Here is a 14,007-nt window from a genome sequence, read left to right on the forward strand (position 1 = left end):
GATCCGCCGCCCCGGTTAGCTGAGCCGGAAGCCGAGGCCCTCGAGCGCGGCACGCACTGCAGCCTGCGCTTCGCCGGCGCTGAGTTGACCGGTGAGCCAGCGGCCCGAGAGACCCTCGACGAGGGATGTGAGGATCAGCGCGAGGCCGGCGGGGTCGCCCACGGGGCCGCGATCCGCCGCTTCTCGCACCGCCTCGCGCACGAGCGCCTCGACCGTGCGCTGCCAGCTCTCCGTCGAGCGGCTGACGGCCCCCGCGGGCGCCGCTTCGAAAACGGCCGCGGCGCGCACCTCGTTCCACGCGATCGAGCCGGAGCGGATCGCCTCGCTGTCGCCGAACTCCGAGCAGAGGAGGGCGGCGAGGCGGTCAGCCGCGGGCGCGTGCTCGGGAACGCCGCGGGCCCGGTCGACCGCCGCGGCCGTGACATGGTCGAGCGCCGCCTGCATGAGGCCGTCTCGGTCGCCGAAGTGGTAGGCGAGGAGCCCGATGGAGACGTCCGCCTGCCGGGCGACCTCCTGCATGCGGAACCCCCGCAGGCCGGCGCTCGCGATGACCCGCTCGCACGCACTGAGGATGCGCTCGCGCGCGTCGTGCACCACTGTGGCACCCCTATCTCGCGCGCCCGCTTGACAGGCGCCCGCTGAGAACTGAAACTGTTTTCAGGTTACGCGTCAAGGCGTGCATCGGCAAGCGCCCGGACTTCTCAGCGGCACGAGCCATCGCGCCGCGCGACGCAGCACAGAAACGAGGAATACATGGGCGACCCCGCCGCTCCCTTCACACTTATCGAAGCGTCGATCTCCGACGTGCTCGGCGCGCTGCGGCGCGGTGAGATCACCAGCACCTGGCTCACGCAGCGCTACCTGGCGCGTATTGAGGCCTACGACCGCGGGCCCGACGGCTTCAACGCGGTCGTCGTCGAGAACTCCGCGGCGCTCGCGCAGGCCGGGGAGTCGGATCGGCGCTGGCGCGAAGGGACCGCGCGGCCGCTCGAGGGCGTGCCCTTCACGGTGAAGGATTCGTACATGGTCGAGGGGCTCACGGTCGCCTCGGGATCGCCGGCGTTCGAGCGCCTCGTCGCCCAGTGGGACGCCTTCACGGTCGCGAAGCTCCGGGAGGCCGGCGCCGTGCTCATCGGGAAGACGAACATGCCGCCCATGGCCGACGGCGGCATGCAGCGCGGCGTCTACGGCCGCGCCGAAAGCCCGTACAACCGCGAGTTCCTGGCTGCGGCCTACGCCTCCGGCTCCTCGAACGGCTCCGGCGTTTCGACCGCCGCGAACCTCGCCGTGTTCGGTATGGGGGAGGAGACCGTGTCTTCGGGCCGCAGCCCCGCCTCCAACAACGGGCTCTGCGCCTACACGCCCTCCTGGGGCATCCTGAGCATCCGCGGCAACTGGCCGCTCTTCCCGGCGCGAGACGTGGTCGTGCCGCACACCCGCTCGATGCCCGACATGCTTCGCGTGCTCGACGTGCTCGTGCAGAACGACGACATCACGCGCGGCGACTTCTGGCGCAATCAGAGCGTCGTCGAGCTGCCGAAGCCGAGTGAGCACCGGCCGAAGAGCTACCTCGACGTGCAGGATCCCGACGCGCTCCGGGGCAAGCGCTTCGCGGTGCCGAAGATGTATCTCGGCGAGGATCCGAATTTCCCGATCGAGGTGCGGCCCTCGATCCTCGCCCTCTTCGATCGTGCCCGGAAGCGCCTCGAGGCGCTCGGAGCCGAGATCGTCGAGACGGACTTCCCGCTCATCGAGCAGTACGAGGGCGACCGCCCGGGTCAGGAGAACGTCGGCGCGCTGGGCGTGCTGCCCGAGGGGTGGATGGACACCGAGTTCAACCACTTCCTCGCCTACGGGTGGGACGACTTCCTCCGCGCGAACGGCGACCCCGCGACCCCGAACCTCGGCGCCGTGGACCCCGACACGATCTTCCCGCAGCCCCCCGGGTCGCTGCCCGACCGGTATGAAGAGGTCGAGGACTACGAGAACCGGTACCGGGCAACGGTCGCGATGGCGCAGCAGGGGATCAGCGACCCCCGCGAGCGCCCCGACTTCGCCGACGGCCTCCGCGCGCTCGTGCGGCTGCGTGAAGATCTCTTCGAGTCGTGGCTCGAGAAGAACGGCTTCGACGGCGTTGTGTTCCCCGCGAACGCCGACGTGGGGGCGTGGAATGCCGACGTCGATCAGGCGGCGGCGGATCGGGCCTGGGCGAACGGCGTCTTCTTCTCCAATGGCAACTACGCGCTGCGCCACCTCGGCATCCCAACCGTGACCGCGGCGATGGGTGTGATGGAGGACATCGGCATGCCGGTCGGCATCACATTCGCGGGCCGCGCGTACGCCGACCTCGAGCTGCTCGCCTATGCCGGGGCGTTCGAGGCGGGAGAGGACGGATCGCTGCGCCGGCCGCCAGCGTCGGCCCCCGCGCTCCCCGAGGATTACGTGCGCGGCACGATGTAACGAACGAGCGCGGCGCCGAGAAATCGGCGCCGCGCTGTTTCGTTTCGGGCTATTCGACTTTGCGTCGTTGGGGTGCCGTTACTCGGCGTCGCGCTCGGGCCCGGAGCTCGAGAGCGGCTCAGTCAGCGGTTCGGAGACCGGGACATAGCGGTCGATGCTGAGTGCGAGGCGACGCAGGAGCACGCCGAGTCGATCCCGCTCCGATCGCGGAAGGCCGTCGAGCAGTCGCTCCTCCGAGTCCGTGAGGCGGGTGATCGCCGCGTCGACCAGCGTGAGCCCCTGCGGCAGCATTTCGACGAGCACGCCTCGGCCGTCGTTCGGGTCGGTGAGTCGGCGCACGAGACCGCGGTCTGCCATCCGGTCGATCCGGTTCGTCATCGTTCCGCTCGATACCATCGTCTGCTGACCGAGTAACTTCGGGCTCTGCCGGAACGGCTCGCCGCTGCGCCTGAGCGCCGCGAGCACGTCGAACTCCCACGACATCAGACCGGAGCGCTCGAACGCGTGCGCCCGTGCGCGATCGATGTACTTCGTGAGCCGCCACATCCGGGAAAATATGGCGAGCGGTGCAAAATCGAGATCGGGGCGGGCGGCCTCCCAGTCAGCGATGATCCGATCGACCTCGTCCTCGTGTTTCATCCCTCTATTATCTGACGCGAAGTCGTGAGAGGGCCTTGCGACTGGCACTTCCGACCGTGAAGCCGTGGCAGACTAGAACGGTGTCGCGTGCGGCACGATCCGCCTTAGTGTAATGGCAGCACGACAGCCTTTGGAGCTGTTCGGTCTAGGTTCGAATCCTGGAGGCGGAACGGAACACAGCGGCGCCCGCTGCGGTTCTGCCCCGGGGGTGCGCTCTTGGGGTCCTGTCGGTCGGCGAAGGGACAACATGGCAGAGCAAGTGGCGGTCGTCATTCTCGCGGCGGGGCAGGGGACTCGCATGAAGTCCTCCCTCCCCAAGGTGCTGCATCGGATCGGCGGGCGCTCACTCATCGCCCACGTTCTTGACGCCGCGAGCGGCCTTGAGCCCGCGCAGATCGTTGCGGTGGTGCGCCACGAGCGCGAGCGCGTCGCTGCCGCGATCCTCGACCACGCGCCCGACACCACGATCGTCGACCAGGACGAGATTCCGGGCACCGGTCGCGCGGTCGAGCAGGCGCTCGCCGCACTGCCGTCCGACTTCGACGGCTCGGTCGTCGTGCTCTCGGGCGACGCCCCGCTCATCGACACCGCGACCCTCGAGGGTCTCGTCAACGGGCACCTCTCCGAGGGGCGGTCGATGACGCTGCTCTCCGCCGTGTTCGACAATCCGACCGGCCTCGGGCGGATCCTGCGCGATCCGAGTGGTTCGGTGCTCGGCATCGTCGAGGATAAGGACGCGGACGAAACGCAGCGGCGGATCACGGAGATCAACGGCGGCATCTACGTGTTCGCGCGGCGCGCGCTCGAGGCGGCGCTCGCGGCGATCGACACGAACAACGCGCAGGGCGAGAAGTACCTGACCGACGCGGCGGCGCGGATCCTGTCGAGCGGCGGCGCCGTGGACGCGGTAGCCACCGACGATCCCTGGACGATCGCGGGAGTCAACGACCGGGCGCAGCTCGCCGAAGCGGGCCGTGAGCTCAACGCGCGCATCGTTCGCGCGCACCAGCGGGCCGGCGTGACGATTCAGGATCCGGCGACGACGTGGATCGACGCCGACGTGTCCATCGAGCCCGACGTCGAGGTGCTTCCGGGCACCTTCTTGCAGGGGGCGACCTCGATCGCGAGCGGCGCCGTGGTGGGGCCCGACACGACGCTCATTGACTGCGAGGTGGGTGCGGATGCGCGGATCCGCCGCAGCGAAGCGACGCTCGCAGTGTTCTCCGCGGGCGTCGATGTGGGGCCGTTCGCCTACATTCGCCCGGGAACCGAGCTCGGGGCCGGCGGCAAGATCGGCGCCTTCGTTGAGACGAAGAACGCGCAGATCGGCGACGGGAGCAAGGTGCCGCACCTGAGCTACGTCGGCGACGCGACCATCGGCACCGGCAGCAACATCGGAGCCGGCACGATCGTCGCGAACTACGACGGCGTGAAGAAACACCAGGCCGTCGTCGGGGATGGCGTGCGCATCGGCTCGAAGAACGTGCTCATCTCGCCCGTTACGATTGAGGACGGCACGTATACGGCGGCGGGGACGGTGGTGCGGAAGGATGTGCCCGCGGGCTCGCTCGCACTGAACGTGGCGCCGCAGCGGAACATCGAGGGATGGGTCGCCGAGAACCGCCCGGGCACGAGCACGGCGGAGGCGGCGCAGCGCGCCGCTGAGCGCAAGAAGTAACAGCAACGTGGAATTTTCAGCACCTATGAGGAGCATGCAGCGATGAGCACAATTGAGATGGCCGGGCAGAAGAAGCTCGTCCTGATCACCGGCAGGGCCTACCCCGAGCTGGCCGAGCAGGTCGCCGCGGAACTCGGGGCGGAACTCGTGCCGACCGATGCTCGCACCTTCGCGAACGGGGAGCTCTACGCGCGCTTCGACGAGAGCGTCCGCGGTTCGGATGCGTTCGTGATCCAGTCGCACACGAACCCGATCAACGAGTGGCTCATGGAGCAGCTCATCATGGTCGACGCGCTCAAGCGCGCCTCGGCGAAGCGGATCACGGTCGTCGCACCGTTCTACCCCTACTCGCGCCAGGACAAGAAGGGTCGCGGGCGCGAGCCGATCTCGGCGCGCCTCGTCGCCGACCTGTTCAAGGCCGCCGGCGCCGACCGCATCATGTCGGTCGATCTGCACGCTCCGCAGATCCAGGGCTTCTTCGACGGCCCCGTGGACCACCTCTTCGCGATGCCCGTGCTGCTCGATCACTTCAAGAAGACCATCGATCGCGACGATCTCACCGTGGTTTCGCCCGACATGGGGCGCGTGCGAGTCGCCGACGTGTGGAGTGACCGCCTCGATGCGCCGCTCGCGATCATTCACAAGCGCCGCGACCCGCTGGTGCCGAACCAGGTCTCGGTGCACGAGATCGTCGGCACGGTGAAGGATCGCTGGTGCGTGGTGGTCGACGACATGATCGACACGGGCGGCACGATCGCGAAGGCCGCCGAGGCACTGAAGGCCAACGGCGCGCGCGGCGTGACGATTGCCTGCACGCACGCGATCTTCTCGGGCCGCGCCATCGAGCACCTGTCGCAGGAGTTCATCGACCAGGTCGTCGTCACCGACACGCTGCCCGTGCCGCCGGAGAAACGCTTCGACAAGCTCACCGTGCTGTCGATCGCGCCGCTCCTCGCGAAGGCGATCCACGAGGTCTTCGAGGACGGTTCTGTGACCTCGATGTTTGAGGGCGCGGCCTAGCAAAAACGCATCGCGTTTTTGCTCAGCCGCGGTGGCGCCACCCGCGCCAGCCTACGGAGTGTTGCGAGAGGTGGCGGCCTAAGAAAAACGCATCGCGTTTTTCACCGGCCGCGGTGGCGCCACAGCTGACGCGGTAGCGTCAGCACGAAATGCGCGATAACGCTTTCGCGTTCTCGCCTGAGCATTTCGTGCCCGTCAGACAGTGGATAGCTCGTCGCGCGGATCCACCTTCGGCGTGTCGACCCGCCCGGCGGGTGATCCACTGTCTGATGAGCGAGGGACAGAACCGCGAAGCCTGGGTGAAAGCCCGGCGGCGACCGAGGAACGGTGAGACGGGCGCGACGAGACGCGGTAGACTTGTATGATGACCTCTTCCGAGAACGCTGCCCCGAACGAAACTGAGGGCGAGCGCATTACCTTCGCAGACCTGGGCCTCGCGCCCGAGGTGCTCCGCGCGGTGACGGAGGTCGGATACGAAACACCCTCCGCGATCCAAGCCGCCACTATCCCCGTTCTGCTCGAAGGGGCCGACGTCGTCGGTCTCGCGCAGACCGGCACCGGCAAGACCGCAGCCTTCGCGCTTCCGATCCTCTCCCGTATCACGCCTGGCCAGGGCGTCCCGCAGGCACTCGTGCTCGCGCCTACCCGTGAACTCGCTCTCCAGGTCTGCGAGGCCTTCGAGAGCTACGCCTCGCACCTCCCCGGGGTGCACCTCCTGCCCGTCTACGGCGGCCAGGCATACGGCCAGCAGCTTTCGGCGCTTCGCCGCGGCGTGGACATCGTGGTCGGTACCCCCGGCCGCATCATGGACCACTTGAAGCGCGGTTCGCTCGACCTGACGCAGATCACGCACCTCGTGCTCGACGAGGCCGACGAAATGCTCAAGATGGGCTTCGCCGAGGACGTCGAGACGATCCTCGCCGACACCCCCTCGACGAAGCAGGTCGCGCTCTTCTCCGCGACGATGCCGGCGCAGATCCGCCGCATCTCGCAGCAGTACCTGAACGACCCGCGCGAGATCAAGATCGCTGGCAAGACGCAGACGAGCGCGAACATCACGCAGCGCTACAACGTCGTGTCGTACACGCAGAAGCTCGATGCGCTGACCCGCATCCTCGAGGTCGAGAACTTCGACGGCCTCATCGTCTTCACGCGCACCCGCGGAGACTCGGAGCAGGTAGCTGAGAAGCTGCGCGCTCGCGGGTACTCGGCTGCCGCCATCAACGGCGACATCGCGCAGGCTCAGCGCGAGCGCACGGTGCAGGCGCTGAAGGATGGCAAGCTCGACATCCTCGTTGCCACCGACGTCGCCGCCCGCGGGCTCGACGTCGAGCGGATCAGCCACGTCATCAACTACGACCTGCCGATCGACACCGAGTCATACGTGCACCGCATCGGCCGTACGGGCCGCGCGGGTCGAGCTGGCGACGCGATCAGCTTCGTCACGCCGCGCGAGCAGCGCCTGCTGAAGGCGATCGAGAAGGCCACGAAGCAGCCGCTCACGCAGATGCCGCTGCCCCGTATCGAAGAGGTCAACGCGACCCGCCTCTCGCGATTCGACGACGCGATCACCGCGGCGCTCGAGGAGACGAAGCGGATCGAGGCGTTCCGCGACATCATCGATCACTACGTGCGTCACCACGATGTGCCCGAGCAGGACGTCGCAGCGGCACTCGCCGTGGTCGCCCAGGGGGATACACCGCTCCTCCTCACCGAGGACGACGACCGCAAGTTCGAGCGCGACCGCAAGCAGGCCGCGAAGTTCCTCGAGGACGGCCCGGCGGGCCGCGATCGGCCCGCACGGGAGGATCGCGGACCCCGCGAGCGCCGCGACGACCTGCGCATGTACCGCATCGAGGTCGGTCGCCGTCAGAAGATCCAGCCGGGTCAGATCATCGGTGCGATCGCGAACGAGGGCGGGCTCACCCGTGACGACTTCGGTCGTATCCAGATCCGCGACGATTTCTCGCTCATCGAGCTGCCGGCGAAGCTCTCGCCCGACTCAATTGCCAAGCTCTCCGAGACGCGCATCAGCGGCAAGCTGATCGAGCTCCGCGAGGACAGCGGGGCGGCGTCCCGCGGCAAGGGAAGCTGGGAAGATCGCGGCGGACGCGGTGGTCGTGACGACCGCGGTGGGCGCGGCGGGTACGACCGCGGTGGCCGTGATGACCGTGGTGACCGTGGCGGCTATGACCGGGGCGGGCGCGGCGATCGCCAGGATGGCGGTGACCGCTGGTCGCGCGACGACCGCGGTGGACGCTCAGGCGGCTACGGGCGCGACGATCGCGGTGGACGCGGTGGGTATGAGCGCGGCGGCAGCGACCGTGGTGGCTACGGCGGGCGCGACGACCGCGGCGGCCGAGGCGGCAATGACCGCGGCGGCTACGACCGTGGAGGGCGTGGCGGCTACGACCGCGGCGGTCGCGATGATCGCGGCGGACGAGACTTCGGCTCGGATCGCGCCGACGGCAAGCGCAAGCCGCGCTGGTAACTGATCAGCGGTAGCTCTGCGCGATGCGCTCCGCCGCGTCGTGCAGAGCATCCACCACATCGCTGATCGCGTCGGGCACTTTGAAGTGCACGACCGCGATCGCCGCGGGCGGTTCGCCCGCGATCCGCAAAGGCACCGCTATGCCCGTGACGTCGTCGATGACCTCCGCCCGGCTGATGGCGTAACCTCTGCGTCGCGCCTCGCTGCCGGCCCGGCTCATCTCCGACTCGCCGAGGTACGCCTTCCGCTCAGCGCGCGACAGGGACGACTCGATCGCGTGGCCGGGTGCGCCGCGGTGCAGTGGATGCCGCACGCCAGGGTTGCGCGCGATCGCCGCGGACACGTTCGACGGCGCCGCCGTGACCAGCGTCACGACCTCGTCGGCGTCGAGCACCGTGACGAAGGTGGTCATTCCCAGCTCGTAGGCGACCTCCGTGATCACCGGCATCGCGGCCGTGTGCAGCGCGGGGGCGACGCCGCGAGCGAGCACCATGAGCTTCGGCCCGAGGCGGATCATTCCGTTCTCGTCGCGCGCTACGAAGCGGTGGTGCTCGAGTGATCGCAGGATCCGGTACGCGTTCGAGCGGTGCACGCCGAGGCGGGCTGCGAGGTCCGCGATGGAGAGCGGCGTCTCGGCCTCCGCGAGCACCTCGAGGGCGCGGAGTCCGCGGGACAGGGTTTGCGATCCCGCGGTACCGGGGGACTCGCTCGGTGCGCTCATAGGTCCATTCTCTCGGAACACGCGCTTGCGCGGAGTCGCCCCACGCGAACAGGGCGCTGCGCTACGAGCGTCCCACGTTGCGCGACGGTCGCGAGCTCCGTCGATGCAGCAGGGTGCCGATCCACGTCACGAGCCAGAGGGCCACGCCAATGAGGAGCAAGAACCCAGCGATCTCGTACTGCAGCCAGTCCTCGCGGCTGCGCGCCCAGGGCCCGGCGAGGGCGAGCGACAGGAGGCCTCCGAGGATCGGAATGATCGTGGGCGCCCTGAAAGCGTCCTTCGTTCCGTCCTTGTCGCGACGCAGCACGAGGAGGGCCACGTTGACCGTCGCGAACACGCAGAGGAGCAGGAGCCCGGTGGTGCCCCCGAGCGAGGCGACCACGCCGTCGTCGGAGTTCAGGTTGACGTAGACGACCAGGCCGATTGCGAGTGCCGTGCTGAACACGATGGCGACCCACGGCGAGCGACGCTTGGGCAGCACCTTCGCGAGCACGCGGGGGAGCACGTCCTGTCGAGCCATGCCGTAGAGGAGGCGGCTCGCCATCAGCATGTTGATGAGCGCCGTGTTGACGACGGCGAACACCGTGAGGAACGGGAAGATCGCGTCGACCGGGATGCCGGGGGCACCGATGCGCACGACGTCGAGCAGGATGCCGGCGTCGGGGTTCTTCGGGTTCAGCAGGTCGCCCGGCGGAATCACCATGATCACGGTCACCGCGACGAGCATGTAGATGATGGCGCAGATGCCGAGCCCGGTCAGCATAATGCGGGGGAAGTCGCGGCGGGGATTCTTGCACTCCTCGACGAGGTTGACCGAGTCCTCGAAGCCGACCATCGCGAAGAACGCGATCGCCGTCGCCATGGTCACCGCGGCGAACGCCCCGCGATCCTCCGGGGTCTCGAACACGACGAGCCTCGATACATCGCCATTTCCGTTTGCGATCGCGATGATGCCCACGAGGATCACCGCCGCCATGATGGCGAGTGTCACGATGGTGAGCACGAGGTTGAACTTGACGCTCTCGCCCACGCCCCGCAGGTTGATGAGCGCGAGCACCACGATGATCGCGATCGCCGCGAACATCGTCGCGTTCGCGTCCTGCGGCACACCCTCGAAGAACTGCCCGAAGCCGATCAGTAGGTTCTTACCGACGAGCGTCGCAGAGGTCGCTGCGCTCGTGATCCCGGATGACGCGACCGCGAACGCCACGATGAACGTCACGAAGTGCACGCGGAAGGCTTTGTGCGCGTAGAGCGCCGCGCCGGCGGCGTACGGGTACTTTGTCACCAGCTCGAGGTACGAGAACGCGGTGAGCGTCGCGATGACGAATGCCAGCAGGAAGGGGAGCCACGCGGCGCCGCCTACCTCCCCGGCGACGCGGCCCGTAATCGCGAAGATGCCTGCGCCGATGATGTCGCCGATGATGAGGAGCAGCAGCAGCTTCGGCCCGATGACGCGCTTCAGCGGCGAGCCGTGCTCTCCGTCGTGAACCGGATCGTCGCCGAAGGCCGCGACCGCCTCGGTGTTCACCTGCGTCATGAGTGCCCTCTCGCCGTCACGGGCCCCGTCGTATGCTCGGACCCTGTGATCGAGCGCACGCGGAGCGTGATTCCCCTGAGCGCCACCTTAGCGCGGACCACGGAGAGGGAGGAGGGATCCGCACAGGCATTGCGGCGGCCGCCGCAAACCGCTAGAACGAGCGAGGCCCCCGGAACCCGAAGGATCCGAGGGCCTCAGCCACGGTCGTACTGCGCGCCGTGGCGCGCGATCCGCCGCCTGCGCAGCGGAACCGTGCGGCTTACTTCGCTGCGAAGCGGAAGAGCTTCTTGTTGGCGAACTCGAGCATGCCGACCTTGCCGAGCTCGCGGCCGTAGCCCGACTTCTTCACGCCGCCGAAGGGCACGTCCGCGCCCTCGAGGCCTGCGCCGCCGATGAAGACCATGCCCACGTCGAGCTGGTTTCCGACCTGCTCAGCGCGCTCGAGATCGTCGCAGATGATGACGGAGCCGAGGCCGTAGGGCGAGGAGTTCGCGAGGTCGATCGCCTCCTGGTCGCTCGACACCTTGTAGAGCTGCGCAACGGGGCCGAAGAGCTCCTGGCTGTAGACGTCCATCGAGGGGGTGATGTTCGTGATGACAGATGGCGTGTAGACGTTGCCGTTCGGCGTGTTGTCGCCCACGAGCACCTCTGCGCCCTGGTCGATCGCGCCCTGCACCTGCTTGGTGAGCGTCTGCGTTGCGTTCGACGACGACAGCGGACCGAAGTCGCCCGACTCGTACGACTGTCCCGCGATCGCAGCCTTGAACTTCTCGGCGAACTCGTCGAAGAGGGTGTCCATGACGACGATGCGCTTCGAGCCATTGCAGGCCTGGCCCGTGTTCTCCATGCGGCCGCCGATGGCGTGCTCGACGGCGTGGTCGAGATCCGCGGTGTCGAGCACGAGGAAGACGTCGGATCCGCCGAGCTCGAGCACGCACTTCTTCAGTGCGCGGCCCGCCTGCTCCGCGACGATCGCGCCTGCGCGCTCCGAGCCGGTCAGCGAAACACCCTGGATGCGATCGTCGGCGATGATGCCCTCGATCTGGTCGTGGGTCGCGAAGACGTTGACGTATGCACCCTTCGGGAAGCCCGCGTCGAGGAAGAGCTGCTCGAGCGCGAGTGCCGACTCGGGGCACTGGGCCGCGTGCTTCAGGATGATCGTGTTGCCGAGGATCAGGTTCGGCACGGCGAAGCGCGCGACCTGGTAGTAGGGGTAGTTCCAGGGCATGATGCCGAGGATCGTGCCGGTGCCCTGGAAGCGGAAGAACGACTTCAGGCCGTCCTCCACCTCGAGCGGCTCATCCGCAAGCCACTTCTCAGCGTTCTTCGCGAAGGCGGCGGTGATCTGGCCCGAGAACTCAGCCTCGCCGACCGACTGATCGAGCGGCTTGCCCATCTCGCGGTTGATGATCTTGCCGAGTTCTTCCTTGCGCTCGTCGAAGAGCTCCGCGGCGCGCTGCGCAAGGGCGGCGCGCTCAGCAACGGTCGTCTTGCGCGCCCAGGTCTGGTACGCCTCGTGTGCCGACGCGAGCGAGGCCTCGATCTCCTCGGTAGTCGCGTCGGGGTACTCGGCGACAGTCTCGCCCGTAGCCGGATTGATGACGGCGAACGTGCTCATAGGTGACTCACTCCTTAGTGATCGTCGGTGTTGTGCACGTTCAGTCTTCCATACGTGGCGGTGCAGCACTACTGCCCGCGGATGAGAATCCGCGACTCGCCCGCGGGTGCACAGCGGAAATCGGGCGTCTTCGTTGCACATTGCTGCGGATTCCGTTGCGGCTGCGACGTCAGGCGGCGAGGCGGATCGCGGAGCGTCACCCGTACCGGAACTCCTCGGCCCGCCCGCGCGGGAGCGGCCAGGAGTGTCCGTGGCCGTGGATAGGATGAACGCTGTCGTTCACCGAACCTCATTGAGGAGGAGCCGCAATTGGCGAAACCCACGCTCAGCAACGCAACCGATACCGGTCACCTTCACGTCGGTAAGGGACTCAACCAGGGCGCTCTCGGCGTGGTCGGCTCTACCGTCATTGGCCTGGCTTCGACGGCGCCCCTCTACTCGCTCGCGGCGACGCTCGGCTACGTCATCGTCGCCGTCGGCGCGCAGGCGCCGCTCGTATTCATCGTCGCTTGCATTCCGATGGTGTTCGCTGCGTTCGCGTATCAGGAGCTGAACCGCGAGATGCCCGACTGCGGCACGACGTTCGTGTGGGGAGCGAAGGCGTTCGGCCCGGTCGCGGGGTGGATCGGGGGATGGGCGGTCGCAGTCTCGGCCGTCATGGTGCTCGCGAACGTGGGCGAGATCACCGGCAAGTACTTCTGGCTCCTGCTCGGGAATGACGAGTTCGCTGATAACCGGGTGATCGTGGTGATCACGTCCGTCGTCTTCATGGCGCTCATGACGTTCGTCAGCACGATCGGCGTGCAGATCGGCGAGCGCCTGCAGATGATCCTCATGACGATCCAGATCGTCGCGATGGTGCTGTTCGGGGTGCTCGCGCTCTGGCACGCGCTGGACGGGAGCAACGCGGGATCCGTCGCCTTCGACTGGCACTGGTTCAACCCGGCGGAGCTCACCTCCTGGTCGGGCTTCATGGAGGCGGTGCTGCTCGCGCTCTTCATCTACTGGGGCTGGGATACCTGCCTCGCACTGAACGAGGAGACGAAGAACCCGCGGAAGACGCCGGGCCGCGCGGCGCTGTCGACGATCGTTGTGCTCATCGTGCTCTATGTGGGCATCTCGATCGCGGTCATGATGTTCGCCGGCTTCGGTGACACCGGGTACGGCCTGACGAACCAGGCGAACCTCGACGACGTGTTCTCGGTGCTCGGTGACGCGCTCTTCGGGCCGTGGGGCTGGTTCCTGCTCCTCGGCGTCATGCTGTCGGCTGCGTCGTCGACGCAGACGACGATCCTGCCCACCGCCCGTGGCACGCTCTCGATGGCCGTGTATCGCGCCCTGCCTGCGAAGTTCGCGGAGCTGCACCCGCGCTTCAAGACCCCCTGGTTCTCGACCACGGTGATGGGTGCCGCAGCGATCGTCTACTACGTGGGCATGTCGATCCTGTCGGAGGACATGCTCGCCGACTCGCTCACCTCGATGGGTCTCGCGGTCGCGCTGTACTACGCGATCACCTCGTTCGCTTGCGTCTGGTACTTCCGGGACACGCTCCGCGACAGCGCGCGCAACCTGTGGATGCGCGGCATCCTGCCGGCGCTCGGCGGCGTGCTGCTCGGGTACGCGTTCGTGCAGTCGGCGATCGACATGATCAGTGTCGACTACAGCTACACCGTGATCTTCGGGATCGGTGGAGCGTTCGTGATCGGTGTGGGCGCCATCCTGCTCGGCTTCGTACTGCTCGGCATCTGGTGGCTGCGCCCGAACGCCAAGCCGTTCTTCCGTCGCGAGAGCCTGAATCGCGACACCCCAGTCCTGGTTCCCGACGAGTAGGCTGAGCGGT

The 14,007-nt window shown here is 67.8% G+C and carries 10 protein-coding genes and 1 tRNA gene; 6 read left to right on the top strand and 5 right to left on the bottom strand.

Annotation, left to right across the window (positions count from 1 at the left end):
* Positions 1 to 15 precede the first annotated feature (15 nt).
* On the bottom strand, positions 16 to 597 hold the full coding sequence (locus WFH00_RS11485) for a TetR/AcrR family transcriptional regulator (protein ID WP_336660984.1): 582 nt from the start codon (positions 595 to 597) through the stop codon (positions 16 to 18).
* A gap of 156 nt (positions 598 to 753) precedes the next feature.
* On the opposite strand from WFH00_RS11485, the gene WFH00_RS11490 reads away from it, so the two are divergent.
* Complete coding sequence (locus WFH00_RS11490; RefSeq protein ID WP_336660985.1) at positions 754 to 2,460, top strand: amidase; 1,707 nt, start codon at positions 754 to 756, stop codon at positions 2,458 to 2,460.
* A 78-nt stretch (positions 2,461 to 2,538) separates the two neighbouring features.
* On the opposite strand, the gene WFH00_RS11495 is transcribed toward WFH00_RS11490, so the two are convergent.
* Positions 2,539 to 3,099 carry a MarR family winged helix-turn-helix transcriptional regulator gene (locus WFH00_RS11495; RefSeq protein WP_336660986.1) on the bottom strand — a complete coding sequence of 187 codons (561 nt, stop codon included), beginning with the start codon at positions 3,097 to 3,099 and terminating at the stop codon, positions 2,539 to 2,541.
* Between the two features lie 98 nt (positions 3,100 to 3,197).
* On the opposite strand from WFH00_RS11495, the gene WFH00_RS11500 reads away from it, so the two are divergent.
* The 4 genes from WFH00_RS11500 (at position 3,198) to WFH00_RS11515 (ending at position 8,288) form a co-directional block, all read left to right on the top strand.
* Positions 3,198 to 3,269, top strand: a tRNA-Gln gene (locus WFH00_RS11500).
* Between the two features lie 77 nt (positions 3,270 to 3,346).
* Complete coding sequence (gene glmU, locus WFH00_RS11505) at positions 3,347 to 4,777, top strand: bifunctional UDP-N-acetylglucosamine diphosphorylase/glucosamine-1-phosphate N-acetyltransferase GlmU (protein ID WP_336660987.1); 1,431 nt, start codon at positions 3,347 to 3,349, stop codon at positions 4,775 to 4,777.
* Between the two features lie 42 nt (positions 4,778 to 4,819).
* On the top strand, positions 4,820 to 5,797 hold the full coding sequence (locus WFH00_RS11510; RefSeq protein ID WP_336660988.1) for a ribose-phosphate diphosphokinase: 978 nt from the start codon (positions 4,820 to 4,822) through the stop codon (positions 5,795 to 5,797).
* 364 nt (positions 5,798 to 6,161) lie between these two features.
* Positions 6,162 to 8,288 (top strand): DEAD/DEAH box helicase, encoded by a 2,127-nt coding sequence (locus WFH00_RS11515; RefSeq protein WP_336660989.1) that lies wholly within the window; start codon positions 6,162 to 6,164, stop codon positions 8,286 to 8,288.
* A gap of 4 nt (positions 8,289 to 8,292) precedes the next feature.
* Here WFH00_RS11515 and WFH00_RS11520 read toward each other — a convergent pair whose 3' ends face one another.
* The 3 genes from WFH00_RS11520 to WFH00_RS11530 form a co-directional block, all read right to left on the bottom strand.
* Positions 8,293 to 9,009, bottom strand: a complete 717-nt coding sequence (locus WFH00_RS11520) for an IclR family transcriptional regulator (protein ID WP_336660990.1) — start codon at positions 9,007 to 9,009, stop codon at positions 8,293 to 8,295.
* Positions 9,010 to 9,070: 61 nt separating this feature from the next.
* Positions 9,071 to 10,549, bottom strand: a complete 1,479-nt coding sequence (locus WFH00_RS11525; protein WP_336660991.1) for an APC family permease — start codon at positions 10,547 to 10,549, stop codon at positions 9,071 to 9,073.
* A gap of 259 nt (positions 10,550 to 10,808) precedes the next feature.
* Positions 10,809 to 12,167: an NAD-dependent succinate-semialdehyde dehydrogenase gene (locus WFH00_RS11530; RefSeq protein WP_336660992.1), complete on the bottom strand. Its 1,359-nt coding sequence runs from the start codon at positions 12,165 to 12,167 to the stop codon at positions 10,809 to 10,811.
* 309 nt (positions 12,168 to 12,476) lie between these two features.
* Here WFH00_RS11530 and WFH00_RS11535 point away from each other — a divergent pair, with 309 nt between their 5' ends.
* Positions 12,477 to 13,997 (top strand): APC family permease, encoded by a 1,521-nt coding sequence (locus WFH00_RS11535; protein ID WP_336660993.1) that lies wholly within the window; start codon positions 12,477 to 12,479, stop codon positions 13,995 to 13,997.
* Positions 13,998 to 14,007 lie beyond the last annotated feature (10 nt).

The sequence above is a fragment of the Leucobacter sp. USHLN153 genome, from assembly GCF_037145615.1.
Taxonomy (GTDB): domain Bacteria; phylum Actinomycetota; class Actinomycetes; order Actinomycetales; family Microbacteriaceae; genus Leucobacter.